This is a genomic window from Streptomyces sp. TLI_053 (assembly GCF_900105395.1).
In the GTDB taxonomy this organism is placed as follows: Bacteria; Actinomycetota; Actinomycetes; order Streptomycetales; family Streptomycetaceae; genus Kitasatospora.
Map to the genome: position 1 here is coordinate 5,941,555 of NZ_LT629775.1, position 14,928 is coordinate 5,956,482.

8 protein-coding genes are annotated in these 14,928 nt (G+C 73.5%); 7 read left to right on the forward strand and 1 reads right to left on the reverse strand.

Annotated features, from left to right (window positions below; translation table 11 throughout):
- The first annotated feature begins 55 nt into the window (after positions 1-55).
- From pruA to BLU95_RS44320, 6 genes are all read left to right on the forward strand, one after another.
- Positions 56-1,681, forward strand: a complete 1,626-nt coding sequence (gene pruA, locus BLU95_RS24495; RefSeq protein ID WP_093865098.1) for an L-glutamate gamma-semialdehyde dehydrogenase — start codon at positions 56-58, stop codon at positions 1,679-1,681.
- A gap of 333 nt (positions 1,682-2,014) precedes the next feature.
- Positions 2,015-6,961: an NAD-glutamate dehydrogenase gene (locus BLU95_RS24500; RefSeq protein WP_093861896.1), complete on the forward strand. Its 4,947-nt coding sequence runs from the start codon at positions 2,015-2,017 to the stop codon at positions 6,959-6,961.
- A 102-nt stretch (positions 6,962-7,063) separates the two neighbouring features.
- Positions 7,064-7,222: a hypothetical protein gene (locus tag BLU95_RS42440; protein WP_159424984.1), complete on the forward strand. Its 159-nt coding sequence runs from the start codon at positions 7,064-7,066 to the stop codon at positions 7,220-7,222.
- Between the two features lie 63 nt (positions 7,223-7,285).
- Positions 7,286-7,915 carry an RNA polymerase sigma factor gene (locus BLU95_RS24505; protein WP_231977759.1) on the forward strand — a complete coding sequence of 210 codons (630 nt, stop codon included), beginning with the start codon at positions 7,286-7,288 and terminating at the stop codon, positions 7,913-7,915.
- Positions 7,912-9,000: a CU044_5270 family protein gene (locus BLU95_RS24510; protein WP_093861897.1), complete on the forward strand. Its 1,089-nt coding sequence runs from the start codon at positions 7,912-7,914 to the stop codon at positions 8,998-9,000. Before BLU95_RS24505 ends, BLU95_RS24510 begins: the two co-directional genes overlap by 4 nt.
- A gap of 101 nt (positions 9,001-9,101) precedes the next feature.
- Entirely contained in the window at positions 9,102-9,386 is a 285-nt protein-coding gene (locus BLU95_RS44320; protein ID WP_231977760.1) for a hypothetical protein, read from the forward strand.
- A gap of 114 nt (positions 9,387-9,500) precedes the next feature.
- Here the strand turns inward: BLU95_RS44320 and BLU95_RS24520 are convergent, their stop codons facing one another.
- Positions 9,501-12,311 carry an FtsK/SpoIIIE domain-containing protein gene (locus BLU95_RS24520; protein ID WP_093861898.1) on the reverse strand — a complete coding sequence of 937 codons (2,811 nt, stop codon included), beginning with the start codon at positions 12,309-12,311 and terminating at the stop codon, positions 9,501-9,503.
- Positions 12,312-12,738: 427 nt separating this feature from the next.
- On the opposite strand from BLU95_RS24520, the gene BLU95_RS24525 reads away from it, so the two are divergent.
- Entirely contained in the window at positions 12,739-14,703 is a 1,965-nt protein-coding gene (locus BLU95_RS24525; RefSeq protein WP_093861899.1) for a serine/threonine-protein kinase, read from the forward strand.
- The last annotated feature ends 225 nt before the right edge of the window (positions 14,704-14,928 follow it).

The following is a 14,928-nucleotide window of genomic DNA, read 5'->3' on the forward strand; positions in this document are numbered from 1 at the left end:
GCCCGTCGTCGGAACGGGCCGGCCGCCCCACCAGGAGCGGAGCCCGCCCATGCCCATCGACGCAGTCACCGACGTCCCGGTCCCGGGCAACGAGCCGGTGCTCGGCTACGCGCCCGGAAGCCCGGAACGGGAGCGGCTGGTGCGCCGGCTGGACGAACTGGCGGCCGAACCGGTCCCGCTGCCGATGACCGTCGGCGGCGAGCAGAGGTTCGGCGGCGGCGAGCGGATCGACGTCGTCCAGCCGCACCACCACGCGGCGAAGCTGGGTGTGCTGGGCAACGCCACCCGGGAGGACGCCAGGGCCGCCGTGGACGCCGCGCTGGCCGCCGGGCGCGATTGGCGCGGGCTGTCCTTCGACGACCGGGCGGCGGTCTTCCTGCGCGCCGCCGACCTGCTGGCCGGGCCGTGGCGGGAGACGCTCAACGCGGCGACCATGCTCGGCCAGTCCAAGACGGCCCAGCAGGCGGAGATCGACTCGGCCTGCGAGCTGATCGACTTCTGGCGCTACAACGTGCACTTCGCCCGGCGGATCCTGGCCGAGCAGCCGGTCTCCTCGCCCGGGGTGTGGAACCGCGTCGACCACCGCCCGCTGGAGGGTTTCGTCTACGCGGTCACCCCGTTCAACTTCACCGCGATCGCCGGGAACCTGCCGACCGCGCCGGCGCTGATGGGCAACACCGTGGTGTGGAAGCCGGCGCCGACCCAGACGCTGGCCGCCCACCACCTGATGCGGCTGCTGGAGGCGGCCGGGCTGCCGCCGGGGGTGATCAACCTGGTCACCGGCGACGGGCAGCAGCTGTCCGCGGTGGCGCTGGCGGACCCGGCGCTGGCCGGGCTGCACTTCACGGGTTCCACCGCGACCTTCCAGTCGCTCTGGCAGACCATCGGTGCCAACATCGGCGGCTACCGGACGTACCCGCGGATCGTCGGCGAGACCGGCGGCAAGGACTTCCTGCTGGCGCACCGCTCGGCCGATCCGGAGATCCTCAAGGCGGCGCTGATCCGGGGCGCCTTCGAGTACCAGGGCCAGAAGTGCTCGGCGCTCTCCCGCGCGTACCTGCCGCGCAGCATCTGGCAGCGGATCAAGGACGACCTGCTCGCCGAGGTGGACGCGCTGGCCGTCGGCGACGTCACCGACCTGTCGAACTTCATGGGCGCGCTGATCGACCGGCGCGCGTTCGAGCGGAACCGGGACGCGATCGAGCGGGCCAAGGCCGATCCGACGGTGGAGCTGGTGGCCGGCGGCCAGTACGACGACGCGATCGGCTGGTTCGTCCGCCCGACCGTGCTGGTCTCCTCGGACCACCGCAACGAGATGTTCCGCACCGAGTACTTCGGTCCGATCCTGGCCGTCCACGTCTACGAGGACTCCCGCTGGGAGGACGTGCTCGGCCGGGTCGACGGGGGTGCCCCGTACGGGCTGACCGGCGCGGTGGTGGCCCAGGACCGCTACGCGATCGCGCAGGCCCTGGAGGCGCTGCGGTTCGCGGCCGGGAACTTCTGCATCAACGACAAGCCCACCGGTGCCGTGGTCGGCCAGCAGCCCTTCGGCGGCGGCCGGGCCTCCGGCACCAACGACAAGGCGGGCGCGCCGCAGAACCTGCTGCGCTGGACCTCGGCGAGGTCGATCAAGGAGACGTTCGTGCCGCCGACCACCCACGTTCACCCGCACATGGGCTGAATGCCGACGGTCCGCACACGTGCTCCGCACGAAGTTCCGGCTTTCGGCGCAAACCGGCAGGCTGATTGGACAAGCTGTCCAGGACGGCCCGATCTTCCTGCAGGTTTGCGCCTGCTTGTCCCCTGACACCTTCGATTGATCCCGTTAGGCTGGCTGGCGTCGTCGGGTGGCTCCGCAGGCCGAACGTTGCGTCCTACCCGCTGCAGAGGTGTTCCATGCGCGCCATGGGGCCTTTTCAGCTGGATGGTGCGGCAGGATTGCGGAAGACCCCGGCGGTGGACACCGAGACCACCACCGAGTCACGCAACGGCGCGCGACAGGAGCCAAGAAGTCATGCAGACCAAGCTGGACGCAGCCAAGGCCGAACTGCTCAGGAAGGCAGCAGCAGCCGCTGAGAACAGCCAGGTGGGGGGAGCGGCGCCGGGGGAGGGACTGAGCAACGGCGCTCTGTCCGCGTACCTGCACCACTACTACCTCCACACGGCGCCCGAGGACCTGGTCGACCGCGACCCGGTCGACGTCTACGGCGCGGCCGCCTCGCACTACCGCCTGGGCCTCAAGCGCCCCCAGGGCACCGCCGAGGTGCGGGTGCACACCCCCTCGGTCGAGGAGAACGGCTGGTCCTGCGGCCACACCGTGGTCGAGGTCGTCACCGACGACATGCCGTTCCTGGTCGACTCGGTGACCAACGAGCTGTCCCGCCAGGACCGCGCGATCCACATCGTCATCCACCCCCAGCTGGTCGTGCGCCGCGACATCACCGGCAAGCTGCTGGAGATCCTCGACGTCGACGCCTGCGCCCGCAGCCAGGCCGCCGGCACCGAGTGGCCGGCCGACGCGACCGTCGAGTCGTGGATGCACATCGAGGTCGACCGCGAGACCGACCGCGACGACCTGCGCGAGATCGAGACCGGCCTGCGCCGGGTGCTCGGCGACGTCCGCGAGGTCGTCGAGGACTGGACCAAGATGCGCGACTCCGCGCTGCGTCTGGCCGACGAGCTCGCCGAGCAGCCCCCGGCCGGCCTGCCCGAGCAGGAGGTCGGCGAGGCCTGGGAGCTCATGCGCTGGCTCGCCGACGACCACTTCACCTTCCTCGGCTACCGCGAGTACGACCTGGTCGAGCACGAGGGCGAGGAGGTCCTCAAGGCCGTCGCCGGGACCGGCCTCGGCATCCTGCGCTCCGACCCGATCGGCCACGACGACCAGCACCACGCCGTCAGCGAGGCCTTCGGCCGGCTGTCCGCGCCGGTCCGCGCCAAGGCCCACGAGAAGAAGCTGCTCGTCCTCACCAAGGCCAACAGCCGGGCGACCGTGCACCGCCCGTCCTACCTCGACTACGTCGGCGTGAAGAAGTTCGACGCCAACGGCGAGGTCATCGGCGAGCGCCGCTTCCTCGGCCTGTTCTCGGCCGCCGCCTACACCGAGTCGGTCAACCGCATCCCGGTCGTCCGCCGCAAGGTCCAGGACGTCATCGTCGACTCCGGCTTCTCCACCGAGAGCCACGACGGCCGCGACCTGCTCCAGATCCTGGAGACCTTCCCCCGGGACGAGATCTTCCAGACCCCGGCCGACGAGCTGCTGCAGATCGCCACCAGCGTGCTCTACCTCCAGGAGCGCCGCCGGCTGCGGCTGTTCCTGCGCCAGGACGAGTACGGGCGCTACTTCTCCGCGCTGGTCTACCTGCCGCGCGACCGCTACACCACCCGCATCCGGCTGCGCCTCATGGACATCCTGATGCAGGAGCTCAACGGCGCCTCGATCGACTACACGGTCTGGTCGACCGAGTCGGTGCTGACCCGGCTGCACTTCGTCGTCCGGGTCACCCCCGGCAGCGAACTCCCGCACCTCACGGACGCCGAGATCGAGCGGATCGAGGCCAAGCTGGCCGAGGCCGCCCGGTTCTGGATGGACGGGTTCAACGACCAGCTGCACGTCGAGCTGGGCGAGGAGAAGGCGGCCGAGCTCTCCCGCAAGTACGCCAACGCCTTCCCCGACGGCTACCGCGCCGACTTCACCGCGCGCACCGCGGTCGCGGACCTCAAGCAGATCGAGTCGCTGCACGGCGAGGGCGACTTCCGGCTGAACCTCTACCAGCCGGTCGGCGCCGGCGACGACGAGCGCCGCTTCAAGATCTACCGGGTGGGCGGCCCGATCTCGCTCACCGAGGTGCTGCCGGTCCTCCAGCGGCTGGGCGTCGAGGTGCTCGACGAGCACCCGTACGCGCTGACCCGCTCCGACCACACCACCGCCTGGGTGTACGACTTCGGCCTGCGGCTGCGCGAGGCCGTCGAGCTGACCGACGAGGCCCGCGACCGCTTCCAGGAGACCTTCGCGGCCACCTGGACCGGCCTGGCCGAGAACGACGGCTTCAACGAGCTGGTCCTGACCGCCGGGCTGACCTGGCGCCAGGCGATGATGCTGCGCGCGTACGCCAAGTACCTGCGCCAGGCGGGCTCCACGTTCTCCCAGGACTACATGGAGGACGCGCTCCGCAACAACACCCACACCACCCGGCTGCTGGTCAACCTCTTCGAGGCCCGGCTGAGCCCCAGCCACCAGCAGGGCGCGCTCGAGCTGACCGAGGGCATCCTGGAGGAGCTGGACGGCGCGCTGGACGAGGTCGTCTCGCTGGACGAGGACCGCATCCTGCGCTCCTTCCTGCACCTCATCAAGGCCACCCTGCGGACCAACTTCTTCCAGCACGACGGCACCGGCGCCTGGCACTCCTACGTGTCGATGAAGTTCGACCCGAAGGCGATCCCGGACCTGCCGGCCCCGCGCCCGGCGTTCGAGATCTGGGTCTACTCGCCGCAGGTCGAGGGTGTGCACCTGCGCTTCGGCAAGGTCGCCCGCGGCGGTCTGCGCTGGTCCGACCGGCGCGAGGACTTCCGCACCGAGATCCTCGGCCTGGTCAAGGCGCAGATGGTCAAGAACACCGTCATCGTGCCGGTCGGCGCCAAGGGCGGCTTCGTCGCCAAGCAGCTGCCGGACCCGTCGGTGGACCGTGACGCCTGGCTGGCCGAGGGCATCTCGTCCTACAAGACCTTCATCTCTGCGCTGCTGGACATCACCGACAACCTGGTCGGCGGCGAGGTCGTCCACCCGGCCGACGTGGTCCGCCACGACGAGGACGACACCTACCTGGTCGTCGCCGCGGACAAGGGCACCGCGACCTTCTCCGACATCGCCAACGGTGTCGCCGAGTCCTACGGCTTCTGGCTGGGCGACGCGTTCGCCTCCGGCGGCTCGGCCGGCTACGACCACAAGGGCATGGGCATCACCGCCCGCGGTGCCTGGGAGTCCGTCAAGCGCAACTTCCGCGAGCTCGGCGTCGACACCCAGTCCGAGGACTTCACCGTCGTCGGCATCGGCGACATGTCCGGCGACGTCTTCGGCAACGGCATGCTGCTCAGCGAGCACATCCGCCTGGTCGCCGCCTTCGACCACCGCCACATCTTCCTGGACCCGAACCCGGAGGCGGCCGCCTCGTACGCCGAGCGCCGCCGCCTGTTCGAGCTGCCCCGCAGCTCCTGGGACGACTACGACAGGTCGCTGATCTCGGCCGGCGGCGGGATCTTCCCGCGCAGCGCCAAGTCGATCCAGCTCACCGCGCAGGTCCGGGCCGCACTGGGCGTCTCCGACACCCGGCTCACCCCCGCCGAGCTGATGAAGGCCGTGCTGCAGGCGCCGGTCGACCTGTTCTGGAACGGCGGCATCGGCACCTACGTCAAGGCCTCCACCGAGACCAACGCCGAGGTCGGGGACAAGGCCAACGACGCCATCCGCGTCAACGGCGAGCAGGTCCGCGCCCGCGTCGTCGGCGAGGGCGGCAACCTCGGCTGCACCCAGCTCGGCCGCATCGAGTACGCGGCCTCCGGCGGCCCGGAGAACACCGGCGGCTGGATCAACACCGACGCCATCGACAACTCGGCCGGTGTGGACACCTCGGACCACGAGGTCAACATCAAGATCCTGCTCAACCAGGTGGTCGCCGACGGCGACATGACGGTCAAGCAGCGCAACACCCTGCTCGCCGAGATGACCGACGAGGTCGGCCACCTCGTGCTGCGCAACAACTACGCGCAGAACGTGGTGCTGGCCAACGCGGTCGCCCAGGCGCACAGCATGGTCAACGTCCACTCCCGGATGATCAACCGCCTGGAGTCGGCCGGCCAGCTCGACCGGGGCCTGGAGTTCCTGCCCACCGAGCGGCAGATCCGCGAGCGCCAGCAGAACGGCCGGGGCCTGTCCCAGCCCGAGATGTCGGTGCTGCTCGCGTACACCAAGATCACCCTGGCCGACGAGCTGCTCGCCACCGACCTGCCCGACGACCCGTTCTTCCGCACCGCGCTGCACGAGTACTTCCCCAGCGCCCTGCGGGTCCGGTTCGCCGAGCAGATCGACCGGCACCCGCTGCGCCGCGAGATCATCACCACGCTGATCGTCAACGACACGATCAACCGCGGTGGCTGCACCTTCGCCTTCCGCCTGAAGGAGGAGACCGGCGCGACCTACGAAGAGGTCGCCCGCACCCACACCGCCGCCCGGGCCGTCTTCGGCCTCGAGGAGATCTGGTCCGAGATCGAGGGCCTGGACAACCGGGTCCCCGCCCGGGCCCAGACCAAGATGCGGCTGCACTCGCGCCGTCTGGTCGAGCGCGCCACCCGGTGGATGCTCAACAACCGGCGCCAGCCGCTGGACATCGCCGGCACCATCGAGTTCTTCCACGACCGGGTCAACCAGGTGTGGGGCTCGCTGCCCAAGCCGCTGCGCGGCGAGGACCTGGCCTGGTTCGAGCACGTCTACGGGGAGCTCGCCGGCGCCGGTGTGCCGGAGGAGCTCGCCACCCGGATCGCGGGCCTGTCCTCGACCTTCCCGACCCTGGACATCACCGAGGTCGCGGACCGGTCCGGCAAGGACGTCGCCCAGGTCGCGGAGCTCTACTACGACCTCGCCGACCGGCTGCAGATCACCCACCTGCTCGACCGCATCATCGAGCTGCCCCGCACCGACCGCTGGTCGTCCATGGCCCGCGCCGCCATCCGCGAGGACCTCTTCGCGGCCCACGCGGCGCTGACCGCCGACATCCTGGCCTGCGGCCCCGAGGGCGCCAGCCCGGAGGAGCGGTACACCGCCTGGGCGGAGCTCAACGCGACCCTGCTGAACCGCGCCAAGAGCACCCTCGACGACATAAGGGGTTCGGACAACTACGAGCTGTCCAGCCTCTCCGTCGCGATGCGTGTCATCCGGACCCTGCTCCGCACGGGTTCGATGCGCTGACGAGGCGGTAGCGGTTCGACGGCGGGCCCGCGTCCCTGGTGGACGCGGGCCCGCCGCTTCGTGTGCACCCGTGTTCGATACGGTGACCCCCGAACGAGGGGATTGATCGAGGCCCAGGGGCTCCGGCTCGGCAAGGACGGCAAGTACACGCTGTGGGCCGGGACCGGCCGGATCGAGCGGGGGCGGCGGTACGAGTTCACCGTCGACGCCGAGCGGGTGACCGGCCTCGCCCCGGCCGACCGCGACACCTGCTGCTCCTGAGCCGTTCCCGAGACCCGTCGGAACCACGTCGGAACCGCTTCGACGCCGCGGACAGGTGGAGGTGTGGAGCTGTCACAGCGGGGACGGATACGGAACGGGGACCAATGGGCGTTCGGGGAGCTGTTCGACGAGGCGGCGGACGACCTGTACCGGTACGCGGTGCGGGTCTCGGGGGACTGGGCGGTCGCGGAGGACATCGTCCAGCTGACCTTCCTGGAGGCGTGGCGGCTGCGCCACAAGCTGCGCGAGAGCGACGAGCCGGTCCGCCCCTGGCTGTTCGGGGTCGCCGCCAACGTGCTGCGGAACACCGCCCGGGCGGCCCGGCGGCACCGGGCCGCGATGGAGCGGCTGCCGGCCAGGGACGTGGTGCCGGACTTCGCCGACGAGCTCGTCGGGCGGCTCGACGACAGTGCCCAGCTGGTCGCCGCGCGGCGGGCGCTGGAGCGCCTGCGGAAGGCGGAGCGGGAGGTGTTCGGCCTGTGCGTATGGGCCGGGCTCGACTACGCGAGTGCCGCCGAGGCGCTCGGGGTGCCGGTCGGAACGGTGCGTTCGCGGCTCTCGCGCGCCCGCACCAAGCTCCGGGCGCTCGCCGAGGAAGAACTGAGAAAAGGGCGGGAACTCCGCTCCGAGCCCGGACAGGTACGGGTTGGCCGCACCGATGCGGCCCGGTCGACACGGGAGACGAACCGATGAACGAGCACGAGCGTGCCGAGCTGGCCCGGCTGTTGCCGCCGCCGGCCCGGCCCGAACTCTCCTCCGACCGCCACCGGCTGTTGAGGGGACATCTGATGAGTGAGATCCGGGACACCAAGCCCGCGCGGGTCCGGCGGGGCAAGCTCGGCTGGGTGGCGATTCCGGCCCTGGCGGGCGGTCTGGCCCTGGCGATGGTCCTGCCGGGCGGCAGTGACGGCGCGGCCTCCAAGGCCCCGCTCGCCCAGCAGCAGAGCGGGCAGCAGGTCCGGGGCGGGCAGCCGGCCGAGAGCGGCGGCACCACGCTGAACGCCGCCCCGGTCGCCGCCGTCGAGCTGCTGACCCAGGCCGCCGACACCGCGGCCGGCAAGCCCGACCCGAAGCCCGGCAAGAACCAGTTCGTCTACGTGGACAGCCTGGTGTCCTTCGCGGGCTACAACCTGGCCACCGGCGAGGCGAAGGTCGACGCGCCGCACCGCCGCCAGATCTGGCTGTCGGTGGACGGCAGCCAGTGGGGCGTCCTGAAGGAGGAGGGCAAGACCGGCAAGGCCGGCGAGGCCGCCGCCAAGGAGGGGGACAAGCGCCCCGCGCCGCGTCCCGACGGCGGGCTGTGGCTCGACCCGACCAAGAAGCCGACCATCAGCGCGCCCACCTACAAGTACCTGGCGGCTCTGCCGACCGACCCGGACGCGCTGCTGAAGAAGATCTACGCCGAGACCAAGGGCCAGGGCCGCACCCCTGACCAGCAGGCGTTCGCGACCATCGGGGACCTGCTGCGCGAGCAGATCGCCCCGCCGGCCGTCAGCGCCGCCCTCTACCGGGCGGCGGCGAAGATCCCCGGTGTCACCGCGGCCGCGGACTCGGTGGACGCCTCGGGCCGCCACGGCGTGGCCGTGGCGCACGAGGAGAGCGGTCTCCGGACCGAGTGGATCTTCGAGCCGAAGACCCACGAGTTCCTCGGTGAGCGCGAGGTCGTCGTCGCCGACGGCGACTTCGGCAAGGCGGGCACGGTGGTCGGCCACACGGCGGTCCTGGGCCGCTCGATCACCGACAAGCCGGGCGACGAGCCGAAGCAGAACAACGCCTGATCACAGCACGGAACGAAGCCGTGGGGCCCGGTGCAAGCGGGCCCCACGGCCGTTTCGGGCTCCTGCGGCAACGAATATAGCTTCAGGAGCACAATCGGTCCTTGGCACGGGAAGTCTCGTTGCGTGCGGAAGTCGCCGCCCGGTGCCCGGTAGCAGCTCGGTTCGACGAGCACCTCGAAGAACTCGAGGGAGGCGAGAAGCAGGTGGCCAGGGCCTGGAGAGAGGTTCGGTCCGAGGTCGTGACCGATGAAGCGCGGGTCGCCGCGCACCGAGCGAAGCTCGACGCCGAAGTCCGTACCTACCGTCTCGCGGAGATCCGCAGGGAGCAGGCGCTCACGCAGGTGGAGGTTTCTGATCACGGCGACCGCCAACCCGTCGTCGAGTAGTGCCACGACCGACTGTTCCGCTCCGGCGGGCCCGCGTCCGAGGGCGCGGGCCCGCCGGTGTCCGTACGCGTGGAGTCCGTCTCCCGACCGTCCTCCATCACCGAGTCCGACGGTTCAGCGGGCCGCCGCGCGTTGGAGGGCGCTGGCGAGGAGGGCGAGGTCGGTGGGGCCGTTGCCCAGCTCGCGGACGGGGCGGCGGGCGGGTGGGGCGCCGAGGGTGAGCGGGTCTATGGCGACGACGGTGGGGCGCAGGGTCGCCGTCCGGGGGATCCGGCCGCTGATGCGGGCGGTCTGGAAGGCGGTGACGCCGCCGTCCGGCAGGCGCAGGTAGCCGCGGCCCGGGGTCGAGTCCGGCAGGGCCGCCGCGTCGCCGAGGTGGATCAGCAGGTCGGAGTCGGCCGGGTCGTCCGTCCGCAGCGCGATCCGCAGCAGGGCGGCGTCGTCGACCTCGGTGCCGGTGGTCTCCTCCGGGCGCCCGGTGGTCACCGCGAGGTGCACGCCGAGCGGCCCGCCGCGGCGGGCGACGGCGGCCAGGGCCCGGGCGAGCGGGCGACCGGCCGGGGACGTCGGGGCGAGCAGGGCGTCGTAGTCGTCGACGACGACGACCAGCCGGGGTGGGCAGGGCCCGGCGGCGGCCGCGGGAGCCACCACGGCCTCGGGGCTGCGCGGCTGGATGATGCGCGCGGTGCTCGCCGCCGAGGGCGCGCCCACGGTGGCGGGGACCGGGACCGGCTCACCGTCGAGGATGCGGGCCGCGTGCCAGGAGGCGAAGTCCAGGCCGTCGAACAGCCGCTCCCGCAGCGCGAGCTCGTCCTCCAGCGCCTCGGCGGCGAGCAGCGCGGCGCGCGGGTCGGTACCGGCGTTCACCAGGCCGGTGACGTGCGGGAGTTCGGTGCAGCCGGCGAGTCCGTCCTCGGCGGCCCGGCCCTCGACGATGCTGACGGCGAGGCGTTCGGGCCGCTCGGAGACGGCGAGCGAGGCGATCAGGGTGCGCAGCAGCTCGGTCTTGCCGGAGCCGCGCGCGCCGCCGATCAGCAGGTGCGGGCCGCCCGGGTCGGGGGAGGGGAGGGTGAGTTCGGGGTCCGCGAGGTCGAGCACGCACAGCTCGTCCCGGGTGGTGCCGAGCAGGGCGGTGGCGGCGCCGATGCCGCCGGCGTGGGCGTCCCAGCGGGCGGAGAGCTTGGCCGGGGTGACGGTGTCCAGCTGGAGCAGGTCGAGCAGCCGCAGCGCGTCCGGCAGCGGCCCCCGGTTGGCCGGGGTGGCCTCGCGCAGCGGGGCGAGGACCCGGGCGAGGCGCTCGGCCCAGGCGTCGGAGACGGCGTCCAGGGAGATCTCGTGCAGGGTCTCGCGGCCGCGGGCGACCGGGCCCGGGCGGTCGAGCGACAGCTGGGTGCCGACCTCGCCGGTGATCAGCGCGGTGGCGCCGAGGCCTCGGGGCAGCAGTTCCGGCTGCTCGGCGAGGCAGACGGGGAAGATGCCGACCGCCGGGCCCTGGCGCAGCAGCAGGTCGAGGGCCTGCCGGGCGGCCTCGGTGGCCGGGCGGCCGTCGACCACGACCACGGTGGCGGGGTGGCCGCCGAGGCCGACCGGGCCGCTGAGCCGGGTGGTGAGCTCGGTGAGCCGGGCGGCGGCCTGCTCGTCGTCGAGGCCGAGCAGCAGTCGGCAGTCCTGGCCCTCGGCGGGGCGCAGGTGGGGCAGCCACAGGGCCCAGGCCCAGGTGTCGACGCGGTCCTGCGGGGTGCGCGCCGGGTCGGCGTCGACCACGACCAGGCTGAGTCCGGTCGGCGGGTGCAGGGCGGCGAGCTGGGCGACGACGGCGCGGGTCAGCGCGTCCAGCCGCTCGCGCGGGCCGCTGAGGCCGAGGCTGCCGGCGGTCTGCAGGTCGAGTGTGACCGGGACGGCGGGGAGCACGGTGCCGGGCGCGGTGCCGGGGCCGCCGGGCCGGTCGGCGGTGCCGAGCCGCAGGGTGAGCGCGTCGGGGTGGCCGGGGCCGCGCTCCCAGAGCCGGGGCCCGCGGCCGACCGCGTTGAGCAGGAGGGTGGCGAGGTCGGGCCAGCGCTCGCGCTGGGCGGCGGCCTGCCGGGTGCGGACGGCGGCGTGGTGGCGCTCGGCGCTCTCCTCGGGCGGTTCGGCGGTGGAGCGGCCGAGCCGGAGCGAGAGCAGGCCGCGGCCGCGCCCGGTGGGCGGTTCGGGCGCGCTGGGCGGCTCGGTGACCGGCGGGGCGGTCCGGGCCGGGGCGGGGGCGGCGAGCTGGAGGTGGCCGTGGCCGTCGGGGAGTGCGGCGCGGGCCGACGGCCCGGAGCCGTCCCGGGGGTCGGGCACGGTCACCCGCAGGGTGGTCTCGCCGAGTCGCAGCAGGCCGGTGCCGTCGAGCGGGACGGCCTCCTCCGGCGCACCCGGCGGAACGATCCGCCCGTCCACGGTGGTGCCGTTGGTGGAGCCGAGGTCGCGGACGGTGACCGTGCCGTCCTCGGCGAGGTGCAGCGCGAGGTGCAGCCGCGAGACGTCGGGGTCGTCGACCGGGACGTCGGCCTCGCCGGAGCGGCCGACCCGGATCTCCCGGCCGTGCAGCCGGTGCACGCCGCCGGCGTCGGGGCCGCCGACGACGCGGAGTTCGGCGGCGGCGGGGGTGTCGTCCGGGTCGTCGGCGGTCGGGTCCGGCTCGTTGAGGGAGAGGACGGCGCCGTCGAGCAGCGGGGGATGGCCGAGCAGGGTGTGCTCGTCCACCCGGCGCGCCCCGGCGTAGAGGTGCACATGGGTGGCGGCCCGCGGTCCGCGCACGCCGACGGCGCCCGCGAGCGCCCCGGCGAGGGAGCCGAGCGCGGTGCCCACGGGTGCGGTGACCAGCACGTCCACGTACGGGATGGCGGTGCCGGCGACTGCCGGGCCGCTGCGCGGTCGGAGGACGGTCAGCCGGATCTGCATCTCGCCCGCGGTCCCTTCTGCTGGTGTGACGCCGTTGTGCCGCTGCGCGGGGCCGCCGCGGGGGAGCGGGGGTGGCCGCGACACCGGTTGGGCCACAAGAGTGGCGAGTGTCATCCTGCCATCCGTCACGGACAGTCCGCGCACGGTACCGGATTTGACGATCTTGCGATCATCGCCATGTTCGGGGGCGACGGAGAGTCAGGTCAACCGGTGCCCGGGAAGGCAGGCCCGGCGGCCCCGGTGGAACCGCCGGCGGGCCCTGCGGGTCTTCCCGTAGGGGATGTCCCCCAACCCGGGCGAACGCCCTGCCGGTCGACCCAAAAACGTGAACGGGCCCCGTTAGAGTGGCCGGAAACACGGGCCCGGCAGGCTCACCGCACCGGCGGAGGAGCCGCCCGCGCGGGCGGCACGGCGAGGAGTGCGACAGGTGCGGCCAGTCGGGAGCAAGTATCTGCTGGAGGAGACCCTCGGACGAGGGGCCACCGGCACCGTCTGGCGCGGTCAGGTGCGCGCCGACGTCGAAGTCCCCGGTACCGCGCCCGGGCAGCAGGTGGCGATCAAGATCCTGCGCGAGGAGCTCGCCGCCGACCCCGATGTGGTGATGCGGTTCCTGCGCGAGCGCTCGCTGCTGCTGCGGCTCACCCACCCGAACATCGTCAAGGTCCGCGACCTGGTCGTCGAGGGCGAGCTGCTGGCCCTGGTGATGGACCTCGTCGACGGCCCCGACCTGTCCCGCTACCTGCGCGAGAACGGTCCGTTCAGCCCGATCGCGGGCGCCCTGCTGATGGCCCAGGTCGCCGACGCGCTGGCCGCCAGCCACGACGACGGCATCGTCCACCGCGACCTCAAGCCGGCCAACGTGCTGCTCGCCACCGCGGTCGTCGAGGGCACCGAGCAGATGCACCCGATGCTGACCGACTTCGGCATCGCCCGGCTCGCCGACTCCCCGGGCATCACCCGCAGCCACGAGTTCGTCGGCACTCCCGCCTATGTGGCGCCGGAGTCGGCCGAGGGCCGTCCGCAGACCTCCGCGGTGGACGTCTACGGCGCCGGGATCATGCTGTACGAGCTGGTCACCGGGCGCCAGCCGTTCCAGGGCGACAACCCGCTGGCGATCCTCCAGGCGCACCTCGCCCAGGAGCCGCAGCGGCCGTCCACCATGCCCGAGCCGCTCTGGACGGTGATCGAGCGCTGCCTGCGCAAGGACCCGGCGCAGCGGCCCGGCGCGGTCTCGCTCTCGCGCGCGCTGCGGGTGGTCGCGGCGGGGGTGGGCGTGCACGCCTCCCCGGCGGCGGTGGACGCGGCGCTGGCCGTGGGCGCGCTGCTGGTGCCCGATCCGCGGCCGACCGTCGTGCCCGGCAGCGCGGACGGCGCGGGCCAGGGCCCGCTGGGCGGTCCGGGCGCGGCCGGCCTGCCGTTCGACGCCGAGGACCGCACCCAGGTGCTCCCGGCGGGCCAGGGCGCCCCCGCCCAGCCCGGCCAGGGGTACGACCCGGCGGCGGCCACCCGGGTGATGGGTACCCAGCCGCCACCGTACGACCCCGCGGCCGCGACCCGGGTGATGCCGCCCGCCGCGGTGCCGCCGCCCCCGGCCGGGCCGCCGCAGGCCGACGCGCCGCACCCGTGGCAGTCCCAGCTGCGGGCCGCCCGGGACCGCAACCAGCAGACCGAGATCGGCTACTTCGAGCCGGAGGACTTCGAGGCCCCGCCGGTGGCCCCGGCGCCCTACCAGGCCGGGCAGGGCCACCAGCAGCAGGGCCACCAGGGCTACCCGCAGCAGCACCAGCAGCAGCCGGGGTACCGGCCCCCGCAGGGCTACCAGCCGGGCTACCCGCAGCCCGGCCAGCAGCCGCAGGGCGGCGGCCACCACCAGGCCCCGCCCGGCTACGCCCAGCGCCCGCCGGTCGCCCCGCCGCCGTACCGCGGCGGCCCGGGCGGGCAGCCGCCCGGCGGTGGTGGGCGTCCGCAGCCGCCCGGCGGCTACAACCAGCCGCAGCAGGGCCAGGGCCAGCCGTACGGGCAGCAGCCGCCGCAGGCCCCCGCGCCGTCCCGGTCGGCCGCGCGCCGGGAGGCCGCCGCCCCCGCCGCTCCGCCGCGCCGGGCCGAGCCGCCCGCGCCGCAGCACCGCGAGCCCCCGCAGCGCCGGGCCGAGCCGCCGCGCGAGGCGCCCCGGGAGACGCCGCGCCGCGAGCCGCGCCCACGCAGCCGCAACCGGATGTACATCCCGGGCCTGGGCTGTCTCAAGGGCTGCCTGATGGTGCTGCTGGTGCTGGCGGTGGCCGCGGTGGCGCTGTGGAACTTCACCCCGCTCCCCGAGTACTGGGCCAACGTCCAGGACTGGTTCACCACGGCGAAGGACTGGGTGGGCGACGTCTTCAACTCGAAGAAATGACGGCCGCGCGCTGAGGGAGGGGCGGTGCCGGGGCCCGGCGCCGCCTCCGGCCGGTGGAATTGACGTTTTGTCGACACTTCCCGGGAATTCTTGCCTCTTCCCGCCCGCCGAGCGGCCTCAGGCGGCCCGCGGAGGGTGTCCGGGCGCGTAGGTTGGTCGCTGTTGTCCCGCCCCACCGAGTGCACCGGACCCTCCCGGGGCGCTCCCGCCGCCCACGGAGCAGCA